Source organism: Acidaminobacterium chupaoyuni (assembly GCF_047936785.1).
GTDB lineage: Bacteria > Bacillota > Clostridia > Oscillospirales > Butyricicoccaceae > Acidaminobacterium > Acidaminobacterium chupaoyuni.
In genome coordinates this window covers 715,271-736,119 of sequence record NZ_CP176394.1, presented here as the reverse complement: position 1 = coordinate 736,119, position 20,849 = coordinate 715,271, and the positions used below count along the sequence as shown (strand labels likewise).

The 20,849-nt window shown below is 54.7% G+C and carries 19 protein-coding genes; 10 read left to right on the top strand and 9 right to left on the bottom strand.

Going from position 1 to position 20,849, the window contains the following annotated elements:
* The first annotated feature begins 66 nt into the window (after nucleotides 1-66).
* Entirely contained in the window at nucleotides 67-948 is an 882-nt protein-coding gene (locus tag ACJA3I_RS03560; protein WP_458863398.1) for a polysaccharide deacetylase family protein, read from the top strand.
* Between the two features lie 110 nt (nucleotides 949-1,058).
* Here ACJA3I_RS03560 and ACJA3I_RS03555 read toward each other — a convergent pair whose 3' ends face one another.
* From ACJA3I_RS03555 to ACJA3I_RS03545, 3 genes are all read right to left on the bottom strand, one after another.
* Complete coding sequence (locus ACJA3I_RS03555; RefSeq protein WP_458863397.1) at nucleotides 1,059-2,423, bottom strand: amidohydrolase; 1,365 nt, start codon at nucleotides 2,421-2,423, stop codon at nucleotides 1,059-1,061.
* Nucleotides 2,424-2,808: 385 nt separating this feature from the next.
* Complete coding sequence (locus ACJA3I_RS03550; protein ID WP_458863396.1) at nucleotides 2,809-4,182, bottom strand: amidohydrolase; 1,374 nt, start codon at nucleotides 4,180-4,182, stop codon at nucleotides 2,809-2,811.
* Between the two features lie 235 nt (nucleotides 4,183-4,417).
* Nucleotides 4,418-4,672: an AbrB/MazE/SpoVT family DNA-binding domain-containing protein gene (locus tag ACJA3I_RS03545; RefSeq protein ID WP_458863395.1), complete on the bottom strand. Its 255-nt coding sequence runs from the start codon at nucleotides 4,670-4,672 to the stop codon at nucleotides 4,418-4,420.
* Between the two features lie 250 nt (nucleotides 4,673-4,922).
* Here ACJA3I_RS03545 and ACJA3I_RS03540 point away from each other — a divergent pair, with 250 nt between their 5' ends.
* Both ACJA3I_RS03540 and ACJA3I_RS03535 read left to right on the top strand, forming a co-directional pair.
* Nucleotides 4,923-5,498, top strand: a complete 576-nt coding sequence (locus ACJA3I_RS03540; RefSeq protein WP_458863394.1) for a nucleoside recognition domain-containing protein — start codon at nucleotides 4,923-4,925, stop codon at nucleotides 5,496-5,498.
* Complete coding sequence (locus tag ACJA3I_RS03535) at nucleotides 5,495-6,007, top strand: nucleoside recognition domain-containing protein (RefSeq protein WP_458863393.1); 513 nt, start codon at nucleotides 5,495-5,497, stop codon at nucleotides 6,005-6,007. Before ACJA3I_RS03540 ends, ACJA3I_RS03535 begins: the two co-directional genes overlap by 4 nt.
* On the opposite strand, the gene rsmI is transcribed toward ACJA3I_RS03535, so the two are convergent.
* Nucleotides 5,996-6,832, bottom strand: a complete 837-nt coding sequence (rsmI, locus tag ACJA3I_RS03530; RefSeq protein WP_458863392.1) for a 16S rRNA (cytidine(1402)-2'-O)-methyltransferase — start codon at nucleotides 6,830-6,832, stop codon at nucleotides 5,996-5,998. The two genes, ACJA3I_RS03535 and rsmI, sit on opposite strands and share 12 nt — an antisense overlap.
* Before the next feature lies 1 nt (nucleotide 6,833).
* Complete coding sequence (locus ACJA3I_RS03525; protein ID WP_458863391.1) at nucleotides 6,834-7,568, bottom strand: tRNA1(Val) (adenine(37)-N6)-methyltransferase; 735 nt, start codon at nucleotides 7,566-7,568, stop codon at nucleotides 6,834-6,836.
* 104 nt (nucleotides 7,569-7,672) lie between these two features.
* On the opposite strand from ACJA3I_RS03525, the gene sleB reads away from it, so the two are divergent.
* Together sleB and rny are read left to right on the top strand one after the other, a co-directional pair.
* On the top strand, nucleotides 7,673-8,362 hold the full coding sequence (gene sleB, locus ACJA3I_RS03520; RefSeq protein ID WP_458863390.1) for a spore cortex-lytic enzyme: 690 nt from the start codon (nucleotides 7,673-7,675) through the stop codon (nucleotides 8,360-8,362).
* 222 nt (nucleotides 8,363-8,584) lie between these two features.
* Nucleotides 8,585-10,138 carry a ribonuclease Y gene (rny, locus tag ACJA3I_RS03515; protein WP_458863389.1) on the top strand — a complete coding sequence of 518 codons (1,554 nt, stop codon included), beginning with the start codon at nucleotides 8,585-8,587 and terminating at the stop codon, nucleotides 10,136-10,138.
* A 507-nt stretch (nucleotides 10,139-10,645) separates the two neighbouring features.
* Here rny and ACJA3I_RS03510 read toward each other — a convergent pair.
* Together ACJA3I_RS03510 and ACJA3I_RS03505 are read right to left on the bottom strand one after the other, a co-directional pair.
* A complete protein-coding gene (locus ACJA3I_RS03510) occupies nucleotides 10,646-12,097 on the bottom strand; it encodes a leucyl aminopeptidase family protein (RefSeq protein ID WP_458863388.1) in 1,452 nt (483 codons plus the stop codon).
* A gap of 198 nt (nucleotides 12,098-12,295) precedes the next feature.
* A complete protein-coding gene (locus ACJA3I_RS03505) occupies nucleotides 12,296-13,018 on the bottom strand; it encodes a sulfite exporter TauE/SafE family protein (protein WP_458863387.1) in 723 nt (240 codons plus the stop codon).
* 135 nt (nucleotides 13,019-13,153) lie between these two features.
* Between ACJA3I_RS03505 and glsA the strand changes: the two genes are divergently transcribed.
* Both glsA and ACJA3I_RS03495 read left to right on the top strand, forming a co-directional pair.
* On the top strand, nucleotides 13,154-14,068 hold the full coding sequence (gene glsA, locus ACJA3I_RS03500) for a glutaminase A (protein WP_458863386.1): 915 nt from the start codon (nucleotides 13,154-13,156) through the stop codon (nucleotides 14,066-14,068).
* A gap of 30 nt (nucleotides 14,069-14,098) precedes the next feature.
* Nucleotides 14,099-14,599, top strand: a complete 501-nt coding sequence (locus tag ACJA3I_RS03495; protein WP_458863385.1) for a hypothetical protein — start codon at nucleotides 14,099-14,101, stop codon at nucleotides 14,597-14,599.
* Between the two features lie 145 nt (nucleotides 14,600-14,744).
* Here ACJA3I_RS03495 and ACJA3I_RS03490 read toward each other — a convergent pair whose 3' ends face one another.
* Both ACJA3I_RS03490 and ACJA3I_RS03485 read right to left on the bottom strand, forming a co-directional pair.
* Nucleotides 14,745-16,532: a DUF975 family protein gene (locus ACJA3I_RS03490; protein ID WP_458863384.1), complete on the bottom strand. Its 1,788-nt coding sequence runs from the start codon at nucleotides 16,530-16,532 to the stop codon at nucleotides 14,745-14,747.
* 1 nt (nucleotide 16,533) lies between these two features.
* Complete coding sequence (locus ACJA3I_RS03485) at nucleotides 16,534-17,703, bottom strand: metallophosphoesterase (protein ID WP_458863383.1); 1,170 nt, start codon at nucleotides 17,701-17,703, stop codon at nucleotides 16,534-16,536.
* A gap of 494 nt (nucleotides 17,704-18,197) precedes the next feature.
* Here ACJA3I_RS03485 and ACJA3I_RS03480 point away from each other — a divergent pair, with 494 nt between their 5' ends.
* From ACJA3I_RS03480 to ACJA3I_RS03470, 3 genes are all read left to right on the top strand, one after another.
* Nucleotides 18,198-18,923, top strand: coding sequence for a DUF4358 domain-containing protein (locus ACJA3I_RS03480; protein WP_458863382.1), 726 nt, complete (start codon nucleotides 18,198-18,200; stop codon nucleotides 18,921-18,923).
* An 18-nt stretch (nucleotides 18,924-18,941) separates the two neighbouring features.
* Nucleotides 18,942-19,403 (top strand): GNAT family N-acetyltransferase, encoded by a 462-nt coding sequence (locus tag ACJA3I_RS03475; RefSeq protein WP_458863381.1) that lies wholly within the window; start codon nucleotides 18,942-18,944, stop codon nucleotides 19,401-19,403.
* Nucleotides 19,404-19,674: 271 nt separating this feature from the next.
* Nucleotides 19,675-20,703, top strand: coding sequence for an aldo/keto reductase (locus ACJA3I_RS03470; protein ID WP_458863380.1), 1,029 nt, complete (start codon nucleotides 19,675-19,677; stop codon nucleotides 20,701-20,703).
* The last annotated feature ends 146 nt before the right edge of the window (nucleotides 20,704-20,849 follow it).

Below are 20,849 nucleotides of genomic sequence, written 5' to 3'. Positions count from 1 at the left end.
CGCGGTTCTGTTTTCGGGTTTCTTTCATAGGATAAGAAAAACGGCATTTCTGAAAGGGGCATTCCTATGAAGTTTTTTACGAAAAAGACGATCGCTCTGCTCTGTCTTTTTTTAACGATCCTGCTCATTCTTTTGCTGCGGCTGCTGCATCCGCTCAGCGTGCCCGCCATGGCCGAAGGGCAGGGAACGCCGCTGCCGGTGGTGATGTATCACCATGTTCTAAGCGACGGCAGCCGTCTGCTGGGGGCTTATGTGGTTTCTGTTTCAGAGCTTGAAAGCGACCTTTGCTGGCTGAAGGCCGCGGGCTATACCCCCATTCTGCCTTCGGCGCTCACCGCCTATGTGGAAAGCGGCGCGCCGCTGCCGCCCAAACCGATTTTGCTGTCTTTCGACGACGGCTATGAAAGCTTTTATGCCAACGCCCTGCCCCTGCTGCAAAAATATCAAAGCCCGGCGGTGGTCAGCGTCATCGGCCGCTATACCGATCTTTATTCACAGCCCGGCGAAAGCGGGCATCTGAATTATTCACACATCACCTGGGATCAGCTGAAAAGTTTGGAAAACGAGCCGCTGGTGGAAGTGGGCAGCCACAGCTATGACCGCCACGACGCCACCGGCAAACACAGCCCCCGCGGCGCCAAACAGGAGCGCGGCCAAACCGATGAAGCCTATCTCGCCGCCCTGCGCAGCGATACGCAAAAGCTTCAGGATGCCATTGCCGCCCATGGGCTGAAGCTGCCCACCCTTTATGCCTATCCGTTTGGCTATTACACCGATCAAAGCGAAGCGATGCTGGGCGAAATGGGCTTTCGCATCACCCTCAGCTGTGAAGAGGGGTGCTCGGTCATCACCCGCGATCCCGCGTCTTTGCGCCTTTTGAAGCGTTATAACCGCGCCCACGGCCGTTCTTCCGCCGATTTTTTTGCAAAAATGGGGCTTGCGGCCTGAACCGCCCCCCGCGCGCAGCAGGTTCTTCCAAGAAACAAAACGGCAGCCACCATTCCCGGTGACTGCCGTTTTTGATGAAGTTCCCTTAGGGGCGGGAACGAACACGCTTTTTAGGCCTGATAATCCAAAACCAGGGTGCCGTCATCTTTTTTCACAACGGCTTCTTTCTCTAAGAACAGCTTATCGACGGTTTCAAAATAGGCTTTCATCGAGGGGAAGCGCAGCACTGCGTTTTTGATGATCTCTTTGCCCTTTTGCGCCTGATCGCTCAGCAGCGCTTCGGCCATCAGCACCTGATATTGGGCCGAGGTCACCAGCGCCGATTCGGGATCGTTGATATAATAATCGGAACCGTGGCCTGTGCCGCAGGCGCCCGAGCAATAGGGCTGAACGGTGGGGATCACCGCGGAAACATCGCCCATATCCGTGCAGCCGGTGCTCCAAGGGCGTTTGGCCAGATGTTCTTCGCCAAAAGCTTCTTTCACCACTTCGCAGGTCAGGTCATATAAGCCCTGCTCATTTTGCAGCGGCGTGTAGCCGGGGCGGTCTTTCAGCACGACATTGGCGCCCATGGCCGCAGCGGAAGCCGCCAGCGCGCGGTTGATCTTGGTGTTTTCGCGGATGATGGCCTCAAGGCTTGAACCGCGCACATAGCTTTCCATGCGCACATCGTTGGGGATGGCGTTCACCGCGCCGCCGCCCTTGGTGATGATGGGATGGAAGCGGATCATATCTTTTTCCTGGAAAGTCTCGCGCAGCGCGTTGACCGCGTTCATGGCCAGGTTTGCCGCATACAGCGCGTTGACGCCCATATGAGGCGCGCCGCCCGCATGGGAGGAAATGCCGACAAAATTGATGTTTTTGGTCACGCAGCCGTTGCTGCCCGGGGTCAGGCTGATGGTTTCTTTTTCGCCGCCGGAGGTATGCACCAAAAGCGCCAGATCACATCCATCCATATAGCCGCGATGCATGAATTCCACCTTGCCGCCGAAATATTTGATGATGCCTTCCTGGCGCAGACCCTCGCGATAGCCGATTTCGATGAGTTCTTCGGCGGGCACAGCCATCAAACGGATGGAGCCGCACATGCCATCCAGCGCGCCGGGCTGTTTCAGCGCCGCCGCGATGCCCAGCAGCGCCGCCGATTGGGCATGGTGGCCGCAGGCATGCACAAACCCTGTTTCGGGGTCGCATTCGGGGTGGGTGGAAACGATCAGGCTATCCATCTCGCCCATAATGAGCAGCTTGGGGCCGGGGCGGCCGGTTTCCAGATCGGTGTAAAAGCCGGGCACATTGCCCGCCTGCACCAGCTGATAACCCAGTTTTTCGAACTGCTCGGTCAGATAGGCGTTGGTTTTCCATTCGCGATAACCGGTTTCAGGATTTTGCCAGATATGGCGTTCGGCGGCGAACATCAGCTCGCGCTGGCCCGCCACGATCTCTTTGAGCTTTTTGATGCGTTCTTGTTTCAGCATTTCAAATCTTCTCCTTTTCACCGTCCCGAAGGGCGTTATCCTGCGTTTGCTTCGATGTTTTGGTTGCTGCGGTCACGATGTTTTGATGCCACCCTAAAGGGTCGCAGACGGCCCACACCGCGGGCGGGCCGTGGGAGGATCTCCCGACTCCCCTTGCAATGATTATATCAAGTTTAATCTCTAAACAGAAGTTCCTTTTATAAACTTTTCCGAAATTTTTCAGAGAATTTTTGTTTTTCTCTTTGTTGAAACCGCTGTTTTGCGCCGCCACCGCCGTTTTTATGGGGGATATGGGGGCGGCCGCCATGCAAAGAAAGCTCTCTGCCGGGCAGGCAGAGAGCTTTTGTTTCGCTTTGGTCTGCCGCCGAAAGGCGGGAACCGTTTCTTATAAATTCTGATAATCCAGTGTGACGGTGCCGTCTTCGTTGCAGACAACGGCCTTCTTATCCAGGAAGATCTTATCCACCGCTTCGAAATAATCTTTTTTGTTGGGATAAAGCACTTTGGAGCTTTCAACCACTTTGCGGCCCAGCTTGGCATCATCGCTCAGCAGCGCTTCCGCCATCAGCACCTGATATTGGGCCGAAGTCACCAGCGCCGATTCGGGGTCGCTGATGCCGTAATCGGAACCGTGGCCCGTGCCGCAGGCGCCCGAGCAATAGGGCTGCACCGTGGGCATCACGCAGGAAACATCGCCCATATCCGTGCAGCCGGTGCCCCACTTATGGTCGATTTCCAGATGATCTTCGCCAAAGGCCTGTTTCACGATATCACAGGTGATGTCGTTGAGCATTTCATTATTATAAAGCGGGAAATAGCCGGGGCGATCCTGCAGTTCCACATTGGCGCCCATGGCCGCGGCGGAAGCCGCCAGCGCGCGGTTGATCTTGGCGTTGTTGGCGACGATGGCTTCTACGCTGGCGCCGCGCACATAGCTTTCCACACGCACATCATTGGGGATGGCGTTCACCGCGCCGCCGCCCTTGGTGATGATGGGATGGAAGCGGATATAATCCTGCTCGCGGAAAGTTTCGCGCAGAGCATTGACGGCATTAAGCCCCAGGTTCGCCGCATACAGCGCGTTGACGCCCATATGGGGCGCGCCGCCCGCATGAGAGGAAACGCCGATGTAATTGATGTTTTTCGTCAGGCAGCCGTTGTTGCCAACGCCCACGCCGATGCCTTTTTTCTCGCCCATATTGCTGGTATGCACCAAAAGCGCGATATCGCAGTCATCCATAAAGCCGCGATACATAAATTCGACTTTGCCGCCGAAATATTTGATGAGGCCCTTCTGGCGCAAGGTCTCACGATAGCCGATCTCGATGAGCTCTTCGGCGGGGACAGCCATCAGGCGGATAGAGCCGCTCATGCCATCCAGCGCGCCGGGCTGTTTCAGCGCCGCGGCAATGCCCATCAGCGCGGAAGCCTGAGCATGGTGGCCGCAGGCATGCACAAACCCTGTTTCGGGGTCGCATTCGGGGTGGGTAGAAACGATCAGGCTATCCATTTCGCCCATGATGAGCAGCTTGGGGCCGGGGCGGCCGGTATCCAGATCGGTATAAAACCCGGGGATATTGCCCGCCATCGTCAAAGTGTAGCCCATTTTTTCAAAGGCTTCCTTCATATACTCATTGGTCTTCCATTCGCGGTAACCGGTTTCGGGGTTTTGCCAGATATGGCGCTCGGCCGCAAACATCAGCTCGCGCTGCCCGGCCACCAGATTCATCAGTTGTTCCATGCGTTCCTGTTTCAGCATTTTATCCTGTCTCCTTTAGCGTTCGATTTTCCAGCGATACACTTTATGTCTATTTGGTTTTTATTATACCAAACTTTCCATTAAAATGCAGGGCTGTTTTTGCAAAGCAGCATAGAAAATTAAGCTCCGAAACTGTGCAATCCGCCATGAAATTTTGTGAAGTTTCGTTTTTCTGCACATAGAAAAAAGCACCCGTTGTGGCATCGGGTGCTTTTTAGAAGAGGAGAGGGTGCTTTCATTTTTCCTGGTTGTTTTCCATCAGTTCCTTGCGGCAGTTTTCGCAGATGTTCTTGCCTTTGAATTCGCTGACTTTCTTCGAGCTTCCGCAGAACACACAGTTGGGCTCATGCTTTTTCAACACGATCGATGAGCCTTCCATGTATATTTCCATGGGGTCTTTAATATTAATGCCCAGGGTGCGGCGTAACTCGATGGGGAGAACGATTCTGCCCAATTCGTCAATGTTTCGAACAATTCCTGTTGCTTTCATATTTTTTCTCCTTCCTGTATGTTATTTTCATCATGTGATAAGCATATCAAATATGACAAAAAGTGTCAATTACAAAAGTGTGACTAATTTGTTAATATTTTAGCCTGTTGAAGTGCTTTATTTGACTATTTTGTATAAAAGGTCTCTGATTTCTGCTCGAATTTGCTTTTTTACATTCTTATATTGCTATTTGAGTTTCATAAATTTATTAATTCACCCTAAAATTTTGTTTGACGGCGAGGAATCGATTATGATGACGAAGCTGATTTGCCTGTTTCTTATTTTTTCCTTTTTCTTCGGATTGGTTAGCGGTAACCTTTCCGAGGTTTCTTCGGCGCTGGCCCAAGGGGCAAAAAATGCCGTAAATCTGGTGCTTTCCATCGGCGGCGTGCTGTGTTTTTGGTCGGGTTTGCTGGAAGTGATGAATGAAAGCGGCCTCACCGATCGCATTGCGCGCCTGTTTTCGCCGCTGATCCGTCTGCTGTTCGGGCGCTATCGCCGGGATGAGGCCCTTTGCCAGTCGCTTTCTCAAAACATGGCGGCGAACCTTTTGGGGCTGGGCAGCGCGGCCACGCCGGCGGGGCTGAAGGCCGCGGGCCGCCTGAGCGAGCTTTGCGGCAGTTCTTCGGGCGATGCGGTGCTGCGCCTGCTGGTGCTGAACACCGCTTCCATCCAGCTGATCCCCACCAATATCGCCGCGGTGCGGGCCGCCGCCGGCGCCGCCGAGCCTTTCGATATTCTGCCCGCCGTGTGGCTGGCCAGCATTGCTTCCGTGGCGGCGGCGCTGACGGCCGCAAAGTTGTTTTCGAAAGTGTGGCGGCCATGACGGCGTGGGTCATCCCCGCGTTAACGGCTTTCACGGCCGTTTATGCCCTCTGGCGCGGCTGCGATGTTTACAGCGCTTTTTTGAAAGGCGCGCGAAAAGGGCTTGAAACGGTGCTTTCCATCTTCCCCGCCATTTTGGTGATGCTCACGCTGATCGCCATGCTGCAGGCCTCGGGGGCCATCGAGATGTTCTCGTTTTTCCTGCGGCCCGTGTTTGATTTTCTGGGCATCCCCCAGGAATGCATCTCCCTTGCGCTGCTGCGCCCGTTCAGCGGCAGCGGCGCTCTTTCCCTGGGCAGCGAGATCATAAAAAAGACCGGCCCGCAGAGCTATCCCGGCCTTGTGGCGGCGGTGATGCTTGGCTCCAGCGAAACCAGTCTTTATACGATCGCCGTTTACAGCGCCTATCTGCGCACCAAAAACACGCGCTATGCGGCGGCGGCGGCGTTGATCGGCGATTTTGCGGCATATGTGGCGGCGGCTTTCGCCGTGCGGCTTTTATTTTTCTGAAAATGCTTCCAGTGCCTGCTGATACAGCGCGTTTTTCGGCAGGTTCAGCTGGCGCGAAACGGTTTTCACCGCTTCGCTGATGCTTTTTCCCTCTTCCAGAAGGCCGCCCACCAGTTCCATGGGGTCGGGGCCGCTTTCTTCCTGCAGGGGCTGGTCGGCCCCCGCCACCACCAGAACGAATTCGCCCTTCGGCTCATGCTCCTGATAATATTCCACCGCTTCCGAAAGGGTCATGCGCAGCACCTGCTCATGCAGCTTGGTGATCTCGCGGCAAAGGGCGATCTTGCGCTGGCCGAAGGTCGCGTAAAAATCCTGCAAAGTCTTCAGCAGCTTATGGGGCGCTTCATAAAACACCATGGTGCGTGTTTCGTTTTTCACCGCCGCCAAATGTTCGCGGCGGCTTTTTTTGTTCACCGAAAGAAAGCCTTCAAAACACCAGCGGCCGCATTCCATGCCCGAAATGGAAAGCGCCGCCGCGGCCGCGCAGCAGCCGGGAACCGCCACCGCTTCCACCCCCATCTCGGCGCAGATGGCCACCAGATCGGTGCCCGGGTCGCTGATGGCGGGGGTGCCCGCATCGGTGATGAGCGCGCAATTTTCGCCCGCCAGAATGCGTTCGGCGATCTGCTGCCCCTTGGCTTTGCGGTTATGCTCGAAATAGCTCACCTGCGGCTTTTTGATCTCGAATTTGTTCAAAAGCTTGGCCCCCACGCGGGTATCCTCCGCCGCAATGAAATCCACCTGGGCCAAAACCAGCTGGGCGCGGGGCGAAAAATCGCCCAGATTGCCGATGGGGGTGGAAACGATATATAATTTGCCGGCCATATTATTGTTCCTCTTTTCTGTTTTCTTGCTGATGGCGGCGATAAATCCGCCGATATTCCATGCTTTCTTCGCCCGAAAGCTCTTTTAAAAGCAGCGGCGGCTCGATTTCGAGCCATGCCCCGCCGCCATAAGCCGCGCAGCACAGCATCAGCTGCGCCGGTTTTTCCGCCGTTTGGTGCACCATGCGCAGGCGTTTCAAGGCGAACCCGTTTTTCATCAGGGCGTTCTGGGCGTTTTCCCAGTTGCCGGGGCGGAAGCAAAAATAAAAAAGCCCGCCCTGGCGCAGGGCCCGCCCTGCTGCCGCGCAAACCGCTTCCATCGAACAGGCCTGCTGGCTGCGGGCTGCCGCCCGCGGCGGATGAGGCGCCGTGAGTGTTTTTTGCGGCTCAAAATAAGGCGGGTTGCAAAAGCAGACATCATATTGATGCCTGCCGTTCCACACGGTCAGATCGGCCTGAATCAGCTCACCCTGTTCTTCCAGCCCGTTTTGGCGCTGATTTTCGCGGGCGATGGCCAACGCGCCTTCCTGCAGCTCCAGCCCGTCGATGCGGCAGCCGGGGTTTTTCGCGGCCGCCAGCAGCCACAGCCCGCCGCAGCCTGTTCCCAGTTCCAGCGCCCGCTGCCCTTTTTTCAGTTTCAGCCATTCCGAAAGCAAAACGCTATCCTGCGTCAATTTGAAAAAATCATCGCTTTGCAAAAGCGTAAAGCCATCGAAAAGTTTTTCGTTTCGAATCACCGTGCTTCCTCCGTCAGGTCGTCTCTTTTAAACTCTATCATATATGAATAATATGCCTTTTTTCAACCACAATAATAGAAAATATGAAAAAAGGACGGGTTTTTATGCGCCATTCCACTGTTCTGCGTCGGTTTGCGGCGCTCTTTTTAGTCAATCTTATGGTGATCGGGCTTTTCTGCTGCCTGCTGCTGCCCGCCAAAGCGGCGGTCTATCAAAAAGGCAGCAGCGGCGAACCCGTGCGCACCATTCAGCAAAAATTGAAAAACTGGGGCTATTATGAAGGCAGCACAGACGGTATTTTCGGCGCCGCCACCGAAAAAGCCGTGAAATGGTTCCAGCGCAAAAACGGCCTGACGGAAGACGGCATCGTGGGCATTTCCACCCAGAAAGCGCTGGGCATGGTCGCCACGGGCGGTTCCCAATCGGGCCAGAGCGCGGGGCTCGACAACGACCTTTATCTTTTGGCCCGCATGATCTCGGCGGAATCGCGCGGCGAGCCTTATGAAGGCCAGGTGGCCGTTGGCGCGGTGATCCTCAACAGGGTCAAGCATCCTTCTTTCCCCAACACGCTGGCGGGCGTGCTTTATCAGCCGGGCGCTTTTTCGGCTTTGAACGACGGGCAGTTCAACGAGCCCATCGCCGAAATTTCACGCCGCGCCGCCCGCGACGCCATGAACGGATGGGACCCTTCGGGCGGGGCCATCTATTATTATAACCCGGCAAAAACCACGAATAAGTGGATCTACAGCCGCCCCGTGATCGCCCGCATCGGCAAGCATGTTTTTGCCAAATAAAATAACACTTTTGGGCATAACCCCCGCAAAGATGACTTATTTTGCGGGGGTTTTTCTGCGCCCTGAACAAAAAGTTCCGCTTATTGGAAAAGCGATTTGTATATTATCTTGACACTTCTTCTGATTGGATATAAAATAAATTAGTGTCATTCTGCATTTTTTAAGCATTTTTTTGCTTTTGCAAAATGAACGCTACTATTATATAGAGAAGGAGGAACTATTTTGCCATTACCCATTACCATTTTGATTTCAGTAGTAGTGTTTGTTCTGGGCATAGTAATCGGCATTTTTACCGGTTTTATATACAGAAAAAATATCGCTGAAAAGGAAATAGGAAGCGCGGAAGAAGAAGCAAAGCTCATCTTGAACGACGCCATCAAATCGGCGGAATCCAAGAAACGCGAAGCTGTTGTGGAAGCGCGTGAAGAAATTTATAAAAACCGTTCAGAGTTTGACCGCGAAGTAAAAGAACGCCGCAACGATCTGCAAAAGCAAGAACGCAGATTGCAGCAAAAAGAAGAATCCCTTGATCGCAAATATGAAACGATTGACAAAAAAGAAGAGAAGCTGAACCAGAAACTGAAAGAATCCGAAGAACATCTGGAAGAGATCCAAACCGTCAAACAAAGCCAGATGGAAATGCTTGAAAAGATTTCCGGCTTTACCGCCGAAGAGGCCAAGGCCTATCTGTTGGCGCAGGTGGAAGAAGAAGCCCGCCACGACGCCGCCGTGAAGCTGAAAGAGATCGATCAACAACTGAAAGAAGAATCCGATTCCCGCGCGCGTGAAGCCATTGCCACCGCCATTCAGCGGTGCGCCGCCGATCACGCCAGCGAAGTCACCGTTTCGGTGGTGCCTTTGCCCAACGATGAGATGAAAGGCCGCATCATCGGCCGCGAGGGGCGCAACATCCGCGCTTTGGAAACACTCACCGGTGTGGATCTGATTATCGATGATACCCCCGAAGCCATTACCCTTTCTTCCTTTGACCCCGTTCGCCGCGAGGTGGCCCGCATCGCCCTTGAAAAACTCATCAGCGATGGCCGCATCCATCCCGCACGCATCGAGGAAATGGTGGATAAAGCCCGCGCCGAAGTGGAAGCCACCATCAAGCAGGAAGGCGAGCGCGCCATGTTTGAAACAGGCGTTCACGGCTTACATCCCGATATTATCAAAATTCTGGGCCGCATGCGTTACCGCACCAGCTATGGCCAGAATGTTTTGAACCATTCGATCGAAGTTTCCCACATTGCGGGTCTGCTGGCCGCCGAGCTGGGCGCCGATGTGACGCTGGCCAAGCGCGCCGGTCTGCTGCATGACCTGGGCAAAGCCATCGACCACGAAGTGGAAGGTTCCCATGTGGCCATCGGTGTGGATCTGGCCAAGAAATATAAAGAATCGCCGGAAGTTATCCACGCCATCGAGGCCCACCACGGCGATGTGGAAGCAAAAACCGTGGTTGCCTGCCTTGTTCAGGCCGCCGATGCCATTTCCGCCGCGCGCCCCGGCGCACGCCGCGAAAATCTGGAAGCTTACATCAAACGCCTTGAAAAGCTGGAAGAGCTTGCCGAAAGCTTTGAAGGGGTTGAAAAATCCTTCGCCATCCAGGCCGGCCGCGAGATTCGCATCATCGTGAAGCCCGAGATCGTGAAAGACGACCAGATGATCCTTCTTGCCCACGATCTGGCCAAGAAGATCGAAGAAGAAATGAGCTATCCCGGCCAGGTGAAAGTGCATGTCGTGCGCGAGACCCGCGCAATCGAATACGCAAAATAAACCTGTTTTTCTCTGAACTTTTATGAAATACGCCTTGAGCCGCAACGGCCCAAGGCGTATTTTTTATATTTTTCGTTCGTCATGCCGGGCTGTCCGGCTCTTGACTGTCTGACTTCTCGGCTGTCCGGCTTTCGGCTGACCGGCTTCTCGGCTGTCCGGCTTTCGACTGACCGGCTTTCCGCTGGCTAGCTCTTGACTACCTGACTTTCAGCTGCCCGGTTTTCGGCTGTCCGGCTCTTGACTGTCTGGCTTTCGACTGTCCGGCTTTCGACTGTCCGGCTTCTCGGCTGTCCGGCTTTCGACTGTCTGGCTTCTCGGCTGTCCGGCTTCTCGGCTGCCCGGCTTCTTCTCTTCCACAAAAATGGGTGCGCCGCAAATTGGGGCAGGGCCAAGATTTTGCCCCTGCAAGCGGCGCCGGAAAACGATCCGAACACGATCTCTTGCAGGGAACGGTCTTGACCGTTCCGTTTTGCAGCGCACCCATTCTGTTTTGAAACGCCCGGTGTTTTAGCCTTTGATATATTGGTAAACGGTTTTCACACCGAAGCCTGTGCCGCCCGCAGGCTGGCCTTCGCTCTTGCTCTTTGCAAAAGTCATGCCGGCCACATCCAGATGCAGGAACGGCTTATCTTCTTTGAATTCATCGAGGAAAAGGCCCGCGCAGATGCCGCCCGCTCCTTCGGCCGAGCTGTTATACAAATCGGCAATATCAGATTTAATATACTCTCTGTATTCATCGTAAGCAGGCATTCTGCCATATTTTTCGCCTGTTACGCGGCTTTTCGAAGCCACTTTTTCGAACATGGCGTCATCGGTAGACAGCGCGCCGGCGCAGACCTTGCCAAAGAAATTGGCGCAGGAACCGGTGAGCGTGGATAATTCGATGATGCTGTCGATGTTTTCTTTGCGGATGATATAAGTGATGGCATCGGCCATGGTCAGGCGGCCTTCGGCATCTGTGCTGGCCACGAAAACGCTTTTGCCGGCCATGGTATGCACGATATCGCCGTTGCGATAGCCCGCGCCATCCACCATGTTTTCGCAGGCGGCGACCACTGTCACCACATTTTCTTTCAGCTTGTTTGCCGCGATGGCGCACATGGCGCCGATGACGGCGGCGCTGCCCGCCATATCGCCTTTCATGCTTGACATGCCCGCGCCGTTTTTCAGGTATAATCCGCCGGAATCATAGCAAAGGCCTTTGCCGATGATGCCCTTGGCCACGGCGTTGCCATTGCCATGATAACGCATGACGATCAGCTTGGGTTTATTCACGCTGGCGCGGCCCACGGCCAAAAAGGCGCCCATGCCCATGGCTTCGCAAGCTTTGTCATCGAAAATTTCTGTTTCAAAGCCATATTGCTTGCCCAGTTCTTCCGCCCGTTTGGCCAGTTCAGCCGGGGTCAGATCTTCGGCGGGTTCGTTGACGAGATCGCGGGCAATATGGATGCCTTCTGCGATGGAGGCGCCTTCCTGCAGCGCCGCTTCCAGCGCGGCATCGCCCAGCAGATATACTTCTTTGGGGGTGATCTCCGCTTTTTTGATCATGTATTTGTCAAACGCATATTCGCTGAGGGGCAAAGTCATGCCCACCTGGCGAACGATCTCTTCTTTATCGGCAAACACCAGCTTGGTGACCGAATCAAAAAACACTTTTTTTGCTTTCAAAGCGTTGAGTTCCGCGCCGATCTTGTTGAGGGCTTTGCGGAAATCATCGAACGCGCTGGGGCGCGAGCAATCAAAGCCCATCACCAGCAGGTTGACGAAATGGTTTTCTTTGAGGCGCAGGCGATAGGTTTTCAGCGAACCCGCGGCCAAAGTGGTGTCATCGCCGGCATAAGCGGCTTCATAAGCGGCCTGCAGTGTGGGGCAGCTGAACTGCGGCGCTGTGTTTTCTTTCACGAAACGAATCACCGTATCCACCTGACACGGGCAGGAATCTACCATTTTCAGTATCATTGTGATCCTCTCCTTTTCAATATGCAAAGCCGGGCTTTGCAGGATAGCTTTATCATACACCCATTCGTTTTTCAAAACAAGCTTTTCGGCGGACTAAGGGTTCAATATTTTCCCATTTTTATTCAAAAAACTTCCAACACGACAAAAACCCTCTTTTCGCATTTTCGCGAAAAGAGGGTTTTGCATCGTTCCATCAAATCAGCCCACGATGGCGATCCACAGCCCCGAAAGCGCCATAAAGCCATAAACAAAAGATTTGAGCTTTTTGCCATCCAGGCGGTTGAAAATTTTGCCGCCCGCAAGGCTGCCCGCCAGCAGGCCCGCCGCGCCCCACAGCGTGGGCACCCACACCCCCTGCGGCAGCAGATGCAGAACGGCGCGCATCACCAGCAGATAAATATTGTTCAGCAGAAAATAACATTGCAAAGTGGCCATATATTCTTTTTTATCTTCGATCACCGAAACGAAATAAAGCACCATCGGCGGGCCACTGACGGAAAACAGGCCGCCGCAGGCGCCCGAAATGATGCCCGCCACCGCCGCATTGCGCATGGTGGCCTTCAGCTTCACTTTTTCGCTGAAGAAATAAAGCCAGATGGCCAGCATCACCAGAAACACGCCCAGCAGGTGTTTATAAACAGGCGAGGGCTTGTTGGCCATCAGAAACATCCCCGCCGAAGAACCCAAAATGCAGAAAAGCGCCGGAAGCATCAGCTGCTTCCAGCTGATATCCCGCCAGCATCGCGCCAGAATGGTGATATTGAGCGCCAGCGAAAGCACCGTAGAAATGGTCAGCGCCGAAGTATACGGCAAAAACAGCGGCATGACCGCCATCATAATAATGCCGAACCCGAACCCCGTTACCGATTGGATCAGCGCGCTGAGCAATGAAACAGCGCCCATAAAAACCGTTTCCAGCATGATTCATCCCTCCAAACCTTTCCTATCATACCAATGGTTAAGGTACTTGTCAAAGAAAATCTCTTGAAAGTAGTAAGCGTCAACGATATAATGAATATAATTGAATCATTTTTAAAAATGTGGGGGTTTTATCCTATGCAAGAGAAGCTGCAAGAAATTCTTGAGCAAGCCCGCGCCGTGACTGCTCAAGGCACCGTCGCCTCATATATCCCGAAGCTTGCCGAAGCCGATCCGAACCAGCTGGGGGCTTATATCATGGATGTATCAGGCAATGGTTTTGGCGCGGGTGATTGGGAAAAGCGCGTCACCATCCAAAGCATCGTGAAAGTCGCCGTTTTCGTTCTGGCGCTGATAGATTGCCCGAAAGACCGGCTTTTGCAAAAAATCAGCCTGAACGCCACGGCCGAAGGCTTTAATTCCATTGTTGACCTCGAAATCAAAAACAAGCATAAACCGCTCAACCCCTATATCAATTCGGGCGCCATCGCCTGCATCGGGCTTTTGGGCGGCGATGTGCAGGGGCGTTTCGGGCGCGTTTATGATCTGCTTTGCCGCCTGACGGCCAACGAATCTCTGCGCGTGGATGAAGAGGTTTATCTTTCTGAAAAACACACGGGCGACCGCAACCGCGCCATCGCCTATTTTATGAAAAGCACCGGCATTCTGGAAGACAATGTGGAAGAAGTGCTGGATGTTTATTTCCGCCTCTGCTCGATCAAAGTCAATTGCCGCGATCTGGCCGTTTTTTCGGCCACCCTTGCAAACGGCGGCGTCAACCCCCTTTCGGGCGAAACGGTGGCCCCCCGCCGCGCTTGCCGCACAGCCCTCACAGTGATGGCTTCCTGCGGGCTTTATGATGAATCGGGCGATTTTCTGGTGCGCACCGGCATGCCCGGAAAAAGCGGCGTGGGCGGCGGCATCATGACGGCGGTTCCCCACACGCTGGGCATCGGCGTGATCGGCCCCGCCCTGAATGAACGCGGCAACAGCATCGGCGGCATCGAAGTGCTGGCGCGGCTTTCCGAAGAATTCGACCTGAGCATTCTGTAAACCTTCGGCCACCCGAAAAGGAGAATTTTTATGAAACAATATACCCCCGCCATTGTGGGCGAAATCAAGAAAAAGCCGTTTTTCTCGCTGAGCAGAAAAAGCGAGACCCGCTATTATGAAGCCACCCGTGAAAGCAGCGGCCAGACCCTGTTGTGGATCGAAATGAACGCCCTGGGCGCGCCGATGTGCTACCCCTGCGTGATCCGCGAGCCCGAAAAGCTGATGGCTTTTCGCGGCGGCCTGAAGCAGGCCAACAAAGACATGATGGCCTATTGGGTGACCGTGATCGACGCCAAGAAAAAAGCCGATTTTGCCATCCGCGAAATGGGGCATGATGAATTTCAACGCCTGTATGAAGAAGCCAAGGAAGAGCTGAACCGCATCGAATTCCCCGAAGAGGAAGAAGAAAGCTGGAGCGATGAGGAACTGCTTTCTATGGAAGACATCGAAGATGCCGAAGACCCGGCGGAAAACGAAGAGCAGGAAGAAGCCGAAAACACCGAAGCTCATGGCGCTTCGGGCAGAGCATAAAAATCGTGTTTTAATCACCAAAAAAGCTGCCGCGCCCAAAGAATGGGCAAGGCAGCTTTTTCATGTGACGGGCGCGCCGCAAAATTCTTCGAGTTTGCGGCGCGTTTTTTTCATGCCGGCGGTTCATAAAAATGTTTCTTTGCGATCAATATTTCTTCATAGAGGTGATGCCCGCCCCCATGTTGGGATGCACGGTGGAATAGGCCACATCCGCCGCAAACAGCGCCACCAAAAGAATGCACAGGCAAACGCGGATCTTTTTTGGGATGCGCCGCAGCAGATTATCGAAGCGCGGCGCCAGCAGATAAACGATGGCCATGCCGCCCATGCCGAACACCAGCAGCCCTTCCGCGCAGATGCGCCCGTTCAGGTTCAGCAGATATCCGGTATAATCCCACCAGCGAAGACCGCCGCGCATTTTTTCCAGATAAAACGAAGTGAAATATTCCACCACGCCGCATAACGCCACAATGCCCAAAAATTCCTGTGCCGGTTTGCCGCGCAGGCCGTTGAGCAAAATCAAAATCAGCACAGCGCCGCTGCCGTAAATGGGCAGCCACGGCCCCAGCAAGGCCCCGCGGTTGACGAAAACGCCGTGTGAAATCAAATGCAGGCTGACTTCCCAGATCCACCCCACCGCCGAAAAAGAGAAAAACATCAGCGCCAGCGACAGCAGCGAATAATGCCGAATGTAATGGATGCCCTCGGGATCGAAAGCCCCGCGCCTTTCTTTTTCGGCCAGCGCGGAAAGCCTTGTAGGGTAGGCCGTTCCTTCTTTTTCATCGCGGATGCGCTCGGCCCTCAGTCTTGCTTCCTCGCTGCGCTGCCACGCCTGTTCTTCCAGCGAATCGGTGATGGCGATGCCGAACGCTTCGGCCAGGAATCTGCGTGTTCCATGCAGCCCGGTGGGCGCTTTGGCGATGGCTTCCAAGATTTCTTCTTCCGGGTAGGCTTCTTCCAGCTGCCGGGCATCGGCCTTTTCGAAAAGATAGGTGTCGTTGAGCCATTCGGCGCCCTCAAGGCGTTTTTCCCCGGCCTGCCCCCGCAGCGACGCATAATATTCACAGAGCGCCGCCGAACGATAGGGGTTCGAAAACAAAATTTCGGAAGCGCCGGCTGTCGCAACGCCCAGAAGGCCCCATCCGAAAAACGAAAGTTCCAGCAAAAAGCATTCCCATTTGTGGCCGTCCATCATCCGGCGTGAAAGATTCACCGCTTCTTTGGCAGAAATTTTCGGGTTTTCCGCCACGATATAAGGCACCAGATAATAAGAATATCGTTTGATGACGCCGCCCACCACCGTCAGCGACCAAAGCACCTGAAGGCAGACCATGAACAGCATGGTGCGGGCGGCGCGGAACCAGCAGCGCACATCACGCAGAAAAAAGAACCTGCGCAGCGGCACATCGGCATAGACCCTGCCCTCTAAAAACAGGCGGGCCGCCACCACCGCCGCGATGTTCCGAAAGAAGACCCACCAGAACAGCGCCAGAAGAAAGCTGGCCAGAATCAGGATCAGCGCCGCAATATGGGGCGAATGGAACAGCGAAAGCAGCGTTTTGGCCGCGATCACCAGAATATTGCCCGAAGTGACGCTGTTGACGAACTGCGCCAGCACACCACGGCTTCGGCCGAAGATGCCCTCTTTGTTTTCGCGGCGATATTGCGCTTCTTTTTCTCTGGCCTGCTCGCCGGCATGGCCCAGGCGGTTTTCCATCATGGCCTTTGCCACATCCGCAACGCCGCTGCCCGCCGCCAGCAGACCCGTGTTGCCGGTTTCTGCGCCGGGGATCTGGGCGCGCAGCGCGCCCAAGGAATGGCCATAGGCCGCCCCCAGAAACGCCAGCGCCAGACATACCGCCACAAACAACAGATAATGGCGCTTGAAATTGCCTTTTGCCGCCTTCTTCCACGCTTTTCGTTCGCTTTTCATCTTATTTTTCCGCCCCGCATTTCAAATCGATCTGCACGACTTCACTATTCGTCAAAAGCCGCATGGAAGGGCCATAGACCCCCACGCCGGAAGTGACGATGCTCTCCATCGCGCCTATTTTTTTCAGGCCGTAAGCGTTTTCCCAAATCAGCGACCGCGGCAGGGTGAGCGGAAAAAACTGCCCGGCATGGGTATGCCCGCTCAAAACCACATCCGCCCCCAGCGCCGCCAGATCATCAAGCTCCGAGGGTTCATGCTCCAACACGATCACCGGCGTCTTTTCATCCGTTTGCCCCATCAGCTCTTGCGCCGATTTGCGTTTGGCCAGCCCCCGGCCGGATTTTTCCCCATCCAGGCGGCCCACCAGCCAAAGTTTGCCGCCGGCAACAGGAACCACCGCGTCTTCCAGCATGGTGATATTGCTTTTTTTCAGCAGCTCGGCCATGCGCTCATCGCGATAGGCGCGTGAGCGGGGGCTGATGGAAAACCCGCCGATCAGCGTTTCCGTTACATCATGGTTGCCGTAAACGCCATATACGCCATAGCGGCTGTGGATCTGACGCAGCGTTTCGGCCAGCCGGTCGGGGTTTTCCAGCATATCATAATCGCTGTCATACATATCGCCGCCGAAAAGCACCAGATCGGGATCCATCTGATTGATTTTTTGCACCATCCGCGCGATCTGGGCGCTGCCGATCTGACAGCCCATATGCAGATCGGCAACGAACGCTATCTTCAGCGAAACATTTTCCGATGCGGCCACGGGAACGGTATAATGCACGGTTCTGATTTTTTGTGTGTGAACAACGCCCATCGAAACCAGAAAAACGGCCGCCAAAATCAGCAGGCCGCCTTTCCGCCAGGGGTGATCCTGCCTTTCGCCGCGTTTCGGGTCAATTTTGCGAAAACCCATCGCCGCGGTTTCCCAAATGGCGGTGCCCAAAAACAGATAGATCAGAAACCCCAGCCACAGATTGCCCGCGCGCCGCAGCGGGGCCGCAAAATAATGGGGCTTTAAAAACGCCCCGATGATCGGCAGCAGCGCGGCAATGGCAAACAGCAAAAGAAAAAGCACCTGCGCATGTTTTCCGTAAACGGCAAATTTCTTTTTGATATGCGGCATGCAGGCGCGGGCAAAATAAGCCGCCGCCAGCAAATACAACATCAGCATGAAAAAAATCAGCATTTTTCTCACAGAATGCGGCAGGCATCGCCCTCATCGGGCAATGCAGTCCATTTTATTTCTCCTTTTTCTCTACGAGTTTGCCCGGCGGTTCCAAACGCCGCAAAAAGGCCGTAATCAGCCGGAAGCGGGCCGTGAAGCATGAATGGTATAAAGTGGCCGTCGCCGTAGGCGGGCCGTGAAATAAAGTATAATAATCGCTTTGCGATTTATACCATGAATGCGAAGCATGAATGGTATAAAGTGGCCGTCGCCGTAGGCGGGCCGTGAAATAAAGTATAATAATCGCTTTGCGATTATTATACCATGAAAAATCGACACAAAATGTTAAGATTTCTCTAAAAAAGCCCAATAATGGTTTTTTTCGCCTTTTCGCAGAGTTTTTCTTATATCTCAAAAGTGTTTTCTTCCAACGGGAACTTTTTGCCGTCCGCCGCGTCTAACCCCTATCTTATTTGAAAGAATGGAGCGTTCGACCACCCATGAAAAAACGCACTTGGCTTTTGGTTCTTGTTGCGGCAGGCGCTGTTTTGGCCGCCGGATGTGCCCGCGAAAAAACAGAAGACGCCACCGACAAAACAGAGATCACACAGGAAAGCGAAACCCCTTCCGCCCACGAAGAAGAAAAAAAAGAGGAAGCGGAAACCCCGCCCGCCGAAACGCCGTCGGCCCCTTCTTCGCCCGAAACGCCGGTTTCTTCCAATACCGCCGATTCTTCGAAAAAGCCCGCCCCGCCGGCGCAGAAGCCTTCGACCCCCGCCGGCCAGAAACCGCAGCAGCCTTCAACCCCTTCGCCGGATGTGCCGCCCGCAAAGCAGCCGCCCACCCCCGCGTCGCTCACCGCTTCCCTTTGCGGCAGTTATGACAGCCTGCCCACTGTTTCTCTGAAGGATTCTGTGGTAAAATCGTTATATGATCTGGATTTTTCAAAAGTGGAAAGCTTCAGCGTGAAAGCGCCCGCCATGAATGTGGAAGCCTCGGAGCTGGCCGTTTTCAAAGCGGCCTCTTCTGCGGATGTTTCCGCCATCCGCAAAGCGCTTGAAGCGCGCGCCGCCGCTGTGCAGAACACTTTTGAACAATATGACCCCCAGCAATATGAAATCGCGAAAAACGCCCAGATCCTCACACAGGGGAACTATCTTCTGCTGGTGATGGGCGGCGATGCCGCCGCTGTGGCTTCTTCGTTTCAGGCTTTGCTGGCCGAATGATTTTCAGAGGTGATTTGGATGGATTGCCGCCCGCTTTCTTTGGCAGATGCCCTTGAGATCTGTTCCTGGCGCTATCCCGCGCCCTATGATGTTTATGATATGCCCGATTGGAGCGCCGTCTGCCGCCAGAACTGGGGCATCGCTTCGGAAGAAACGCGGCGGGAAGAATTTTACGCCGTGACGGAAAACGAAAAGCTGACGGGCTTTTTTCGCTTCCAGCGCCGCGGGTATGCCCTGACGGTGGGGCTGGGTCTTTGCCCCGATGCCTGCGGCCGGGGGCTGGGCGGCCCTTTGATGGCGCTGATCGCCCGGGAAGCCCGCCGCCGCTTTGGCCGCGGCACACTGACCCTCATCGTTCGCCCTTTCAACCGCCGCGCCATTGCCTGTTATCGGCGGGCGGGATGGGCCGCGGGCGAAACCGTAAAAAAGCAGACCCCCTCGGGCGAAGCTTCTTTTCTCACGATGACCTGTTCTTTTTGAATGGCGCGCGGTTTTTTAACCGGCGCGATGTGAAACGCAGCCCCGGCGGCCGCTGCCTGCAAAAACCGCGTGATGCCTGCTTTTGGGGCGCGGCTCAACAGGCCGCGATCTTGCCGGGCGCGGTTTTGCATCGCGCTTTTTTTGCGTTTAAAAAGGCCGGTCACCGCGTAAAAAATGTGCCGAAACCGCTTTTGGGGGCTTTCCCATTTTTTTCGCAGGGCGTATAATAAAAGAAAGTTAAGCCATTGAACCCCGAAGGAGAGTGCTGAAAATGAAAATGAAGCGACTGGGCCGCACAGGCCTGATGGTAACGGAAAATTCCTTTGGCGCGCTGCCCATCCAGCGCATCGATCAGCAAAGCGCCGTGGAGCTTTTGCACATGGCCTATGATGCGGGCATCAACTATTACGACACCGCCCGCGCTTATTCAGACAGCGAAGAAAAGCTGGGCGCGGCCTTTCATGACCGCCGCGAAAAGATCATCATTTCCACCAAAAGCCAGGGCAAAACCAAAGAGCAGGTGCTGGCCGATCTGGATACCAGCCTCAAAATGCTGCGCACCGATTATGTGGATATCCTCCAGCTTCACAATATCCCCAAGATGACCGATCCCGAAGACCCAAACGGCATCCACGCCGCCTTGCTTGAAGCCAAAAAGCAGGGCAAATGCCGCTTTATCGGCATCACCTCTCACCGCCGCGATGTGGCCGAACAAGCGGCCAAAAGCGGGCTTTATGACACCATCCAGTTCCCGGTTTCTCATATTTCCCCTCAGGCCGATCTTGATCTGATCCGCCTTTGCGGCCAGCTGGATGTGGGCTTTATCGCCATGAAGGGGCTTTCCGGCGGGCTGCTCACCAACGCCGCCGCGGCCTTCGCCTTTTTCTCCCAGCTGGAAAACGCCGTGCCCATCTGGGGCATCCAGAAAAAAGAAGAGCTGCAGCAATTTTTGGATTGCGCCGCAAACGGCGTGACCATGACCCCCGAGCTGCAGGCCGTTATCGAGCAGGATCGCAAAGAACTGGCGGGCAACTTCTGCCGCGGCTGCGGCTATTGCATGCCCTGCCGTGTGGGCATCCAGATCAACACCATCGCCCGCCTGCCCCAGCTGCTGCGCCGCTCGCCCTGGCAGCAATATATGACCGATGAATTCAAGGCCGAAATGGAAAAGGTGAACGATTGCCGCCGCTGCGGCGCTTGCGAAAGCAAATGCCCCTATGGCCTCAAATGCACCCAGCTTCTGCGCGAAAGCTATGAAGACTGGAAACAGTTCCGCAAAGAAAAAGGCTATCAGGATTGATCTTTCCCGGAAAAAGACAGCAAAACGCCATTGCGCCGCAACAAGCGCAATGGCGTTTTTTCATCCTTTTCATCCGCGGAAAGCCCTGCACACCGCATAAAATTTAAAAATCTGCCCGCGTGAAAGCGGCAGGCGCCTTTCACGCA

What these genes read in the sequence shown, in the direction of transcription:
- ACJA3I_RS03560 (WP_458863398.1), top strand. Translation starts at nt 67, where the DNA reads ATGAAGTTTTTTACGAAAAAGACGATCGCTCTGCTCTGTCTTTTTTTA.
- ACJA3I_RS03555 (WP_458863397.1), bottom strand. Translation starts at nt 2,423, where the DNA reads ATGCTGAAACAAGAACGCATCAAAAAGCTCAAAGAGATCGTGGCGGGC.
- ACJA3I_RS03550 (WP_458863396.1), bottom strand. Translation starts at nt 4,182, where the DNA reads ATGCTGAAACAGGAACGCATGGAACAACTGATGAATCTGGTGGCCGGG.
- ACJA3I_RS03545 (WP_458863395.1), bottom strand. Translation starts at nt 4,672, where the DNA reads ATGAAAGCAACAGGAATTGTTCGAAACATTGACGAATTGGGCAGAATC.
- ACJA3I_RS03540 (WP_458863394.1), top strand. Translation starts at nt 4,923, where the DNA reads ATGATGACGAAGCTGATTTGCCTGTTTCTTATTTTTTCCTTTTTCTTC.
- ACJA3I_RS03535 (WP_458863393.1), top strand. Translation starts at nt 5,495, where the DNA reads ATGACGGCGTGGGTCATCCCCGCGTTAACGGCTTTCACGGCCGTTTAT.
- rsmI (WP_458863392.1), bottom strand. Translation starts at nt 6,832, where the DNA reads ATGGCCGGCAAATTATATATCGTTTCCACCCCCATCGGCAATCTGGGC.
- sleB (WP_458863390.1), top strand. Translation starts at nt 7,673, where the DNA reads ATGCGCCATTCCACTGTTCTGCGTCGGTTTGCGGCGCTCTTTTTAGTC.
- ACJA3I_RS03510 (WP_458863388.1), bottom strand. Translation starts at nt 12,097, where the DNA reads ATGATACTGAAAATGGTAGATTCCTGCCCGTGTCAGGTGGATACGGTG.
- ACJA3I_RS03505 (WP_458863387.1), bottom strand. Translation starts at nt 13,018, where the DNA reads ATGCTGGAAACGGTTTTTATGGGCGCTGTTTCATTGCTCAGCGCGCTG.
- glsA (WP_458863386.1), top strand. Translation starts at nt 13,154, where the DNA reads ATGCAAGAGAAGCTGCAAGAAATTCTTGAGCAAGCCCGCGCCGTGACT.
- ACJA3I_RS03495 (WP_458863385.1), top strand. Translation starts at nt 14,099, where the DNA reads ATGAAACAATATACCCCCGCCATTGTGGGCGAAATCAAGAAAAAGCCG.
- ACJA3I_RS03490 (WP_458863384.1), bottom strand. Translation starts at nt 16,532, where the DNA reads ATGAAAAGCGAACGAAAAGCGTGGAAGAAGGCGGCAAAAGGCAATTTC.
- ACJA3I_RS03485 (WP_458863383.1), bottom strand. Translation starts at nt 17,703, where the DNA reads ATGCTGATGTTGTATTTGCTGGCGGCGGCTTATTTTGCCCGCGCCTGC.
- ACJA3I_RS03480 (WP_458863382.1), top strand. Translation starts at nt 18,198, where the DNA reads ATGAAAAAACGCACTTGGCTTTTGGTTCTTGTTGCGGCAGGCGCTGTT.
- ACJA3I_RS03475 (WP_458863381.1), top strand. Translation starts at nt 18,942, where the DNA reads ATGGATTGCCGCCCGCTTTCTTTGGCAGATGCCCTTGAGATCTGTTCC.
- ACJA3I_RS03470 (WP_458863380.1), top strand. Translation starts at nt 19,675, where the DNA reads ATGAAAATGAAGCGACTGGGCCGCACAGGCCTGATGGTAACGGAAAAT.